We start from the raw sequence: 2,950 nt of genomic DNA, 5'->3' as shown, positions 1-2,950 counted from the left end.
AATCGGCCTGGAAGAACCGAGGAGAGACGGGCACGACCGCCGGCCTTGCTCTGTTCACGCCGCTGGTGTTCGGCTGCGGCGCCGCCCTCGTCCTCCTGCAGATGGGCGATGGCTGGGTTGGACCGAATGGCCAGACCTGGCAGTTTGTTCTCGGTATCGGCATGGCCTGCGCCGTCACAGCGCTGCCCATCCTCGTCCTGTTCATGGAAAAGCTCGAAATCCTGCGCCAGCCGATCGGCCAGCGGATCCTGCGCTATGCCAGCCTCGACGACATCGCCATCTGGGGCGTGCTCGCGCTGATCCTGCTCGATTGGGAGCGCATCGGCCGGCAGGCGATCTTCCTCGTCGTTTTCGCCGCAATCGCCTGGGGCGTGCGCTGGCTGATGATCCGCATTCCGTCCAAAGATCGCTGGTATGTCGGCCTGATCTGGATGGCGCTGGCTGCGCTCGTCTCCGACTGGGCCGGGTTGCACTATATGGTCGGCGCGTTCCTCGCCGGAGCCGTGCTCGACCGCGACACGTTCGACGAGGCCCAGATGGATCTTTTCCGCAACCATATCCTGCTGGCGATCATGCCGGTCTTCTTCTTGTCGACGGGCCTGCGCACCGAATGGGACATGGGCGGCATGGCGGTGTTCGCGGCGGCCGGCGTCCTGCTCGTCGCCTCGGTTGCGGGCAAGCTCGCAGGCGTCAAACTCGCGGGCCTCGCGCTCGGCTGGAAGAAAGGCGAGGCGACCCTGATTGGTTGGCTGCTTCAGACCAAGGCGCTGATCATGATCATCTTCGCCAATATCCTGCTCGACCGCGGCGTCATTACCAATGACGCGTTCACCGCCTGCCTGCTGATGGCGGCCGGCAGCACGATGCTGACAATCCCGATGGTGGCGCCATCCCTGAAGAAAGCGAAAGCCGACGCCGGCGCGCCTTAATCAACGGCAGCTGCGGCCAGCGCCGCTGCCTCGGCTGCTTCTGCCATCGCCACCGCCGCAACGGCGCCGTGCGCAGGCACCGGGCTGCGGGCGAGGCCGAGACAGGCGGCATAGAAACCCTCATCCGCTGCGCCGAGGGGGTCCGGCAGGTCGGCGGCGATATCCACCTTTACTTCATAAGGGGTCGTGTTGATCAGCCGGCGGGTGAGGAAGTCAATATCAATCTCGCCGGAAGGATACACCACCCGCATCGTCCGTTCCCGGATCTCTGCCGCACGGCTCGCTCTCAGATGCGCGCGCCCGCCGCTGGCATAATCGAACTTTGCTTCGGCCTCATCGATGAAATCGGAGAAGACGCGGCGGCCGGTGGCCTCGACATGGGTGAAATCCCGCCCGAGCAGCATCGCGGCAAGATCGAGGTCATGGATCATCAGGTCCCAGATCACGGAGACATCCCCGGCCCGTCCGCCCGGCGCTGGCGGGCCAGACCGCACGGATTCGATCAGCAGCGGCGTCTCGCCGATCGCGAGCACGCCCATCGCCTTGGCGACGAAGCGCTCCTGATGGCCGACCTGCAGGATCCGCCCGCGCGCTGCGGCCTCATCGGCGAGGTCGCGCGCTGCGAGGCCCGACAGCGCCAGCGGTTTCTCGACCAGCACATGACAATGCGCCTCGATGGCCTCACGGGCGAGCGGCTCATGCCAGGTGGCCGGCACGGCAATCACGACCGCATCGCACTGGCTGATGAACTCGCCATAATCCGAGAAGCCACGAGCGCCGAATGTGGCGGCGAGCGTCTCCGCGCGGTCCAGATCGACATCGAATATACCGACAAGTTCCGCCCGCGCCGAGGCAGCCGCCTTCTGCGCATGATAGTTCCCGAACACTCCGGCGCCTGCAACGCCCACTTTCAGCCTGCTCATCCCTGCCCTGTCCTTTTTGCCCGGCATGCCATGCCCGGCGCCCCTGCGGCAACCCCTGCCACGGCGTGCGGGCTGTTGCCGGCGTTGCGGAATCTTGTCCATGCCCCCTTCACAGGCAGCACACCGCAGTTCATCTGGAAGACATAAGGCCCGCCACCAAATGACAATAAGCGACAAAGCGAGACACAAGGAAGGACCGCGCCATGACCGGACCCAGCCGCGACGACTGGCAAACGGATCGGACAAAAAGGCTTGCAGCCGCGCCGGTGAAAGCCGATGACGCAGCGCAATTGCCCCGCACCCTCGCGGTTCCCTTCCAATTCCCGACTACCCGGATCTCAGCCTGACCATGCCCGCACTTTTCGACGCCTACATCATGGTGGACTGGAGCGCGGCGGCTAAGCCGTCGCTCGGCGCCAACTCGATCTGGATCGGCATGCTGGCCAAGGATGCCCGGCTGAAGCTGCAATTCCGCGCGGTGAACATCGACACGCGCCTGAAGGCCCGCGCCTTCCTGGAAGACATGGTCGCCAAGCTGACCAAGCGCGGCGACAAGGTGCTGATCGGTTTTGACTTCTCGCTCGGATATCCGGCGGGCACAGCCGCCGCGCTGGGGCTCGACCTGACAAAGCAGGCGCCCTGGCTGGCGATGCAGGCCCACCTTGCCGGCAAGCTCAAGGACAAGGCGGACAATTCCAATGCCCGCTACGCCATCGCGGCTGGCCTCAACTATTCGATCTCCAAAGGGCCATTCCCCTTCTGGGGCGCGCCGACCCGCGATGTCGTCTCGACGCTGGCCGCGACCCGGCCGGACTATGACGGCGCCGGGCTGGCTGAATTCAGGCTCTGCGAATCCTATCTTAAAGAGAAAAAAGCCGGGCAGCCGAAATCCGTCTGGCAACTCGCCTATGCCGGTAGTGTGGGCAGCCAGACCCTCACCGGCCTGCCGCATGTGCACGCCCTCAGACAGGCCTGGCCAAACGCCCGGATCTGGCCTTTCGAACTCGGGGACGGCCCCCTGACGGCCGAAAGCCTGGAGGGTGTTGAGGTCGTCATGGCCGAGATTTACCCCGCCCTGATCAAGGCAAAGCCGGAAAA

3 protein-coding genes are annotated in these 2,950 nt (G+C 64.9%); 2 read left to right on the top strand and 1 reads right to left on the bottom strand.

The features are described from left to right. Nucleotides 1-929: cation:proton antiporter (locus tag ACK4SV_RS16530; protein ID WP_409918942.1), on the top strand; the 929-nt coding region annotated here is incomplete at its 5' end. On the opposite strand, the gene ACK4SV_RS16525 is transcribed toward ACK4SV_RS16530, so the two are convergent. Further along, nucleotides 926-1,852: a Gfo/Idh/MocA family protein gene (locus ACK4SV_RS16525; RefSeq protein ID WP_409918941.1), complete on the bottom strand. Its 927-nt coding sequence runs from the start codon at nt 1,850-1,852 to the stop codon at nt 926-928. The genes ACK4SV_RS16530 and ACK4SV_RS16525 overlap by 4 nt on opposite strands. 349 nt (nt 1,853-2,201) lie before the next feature. Between ACK4SV_RS16525 and ACK4SV_RS16520 the strand changes: the two genes are divergently transcribed. Continuing rightward, nucleotides 2,202-2,950, top strand: a 749-nt coding sequence (locus ACK4SV_RS16520) for a hypothetical protein (RefSeq protein WP_409918940.1), incomplete at its 3' end; no start/stop codon positions are given.

This window comes from Hyphomonas sp., from assembly GCF_046313735.1.
Classification (GTDB): domain Bacteria; phylum Pseudomonadota; class Alphaproteobacteria; order Caulobacterales; family Hyphomonadaceae; genus Hyphomonas.
This window is presented reverse-complemented; position numbering and strand designations above follow the sequence as displayed.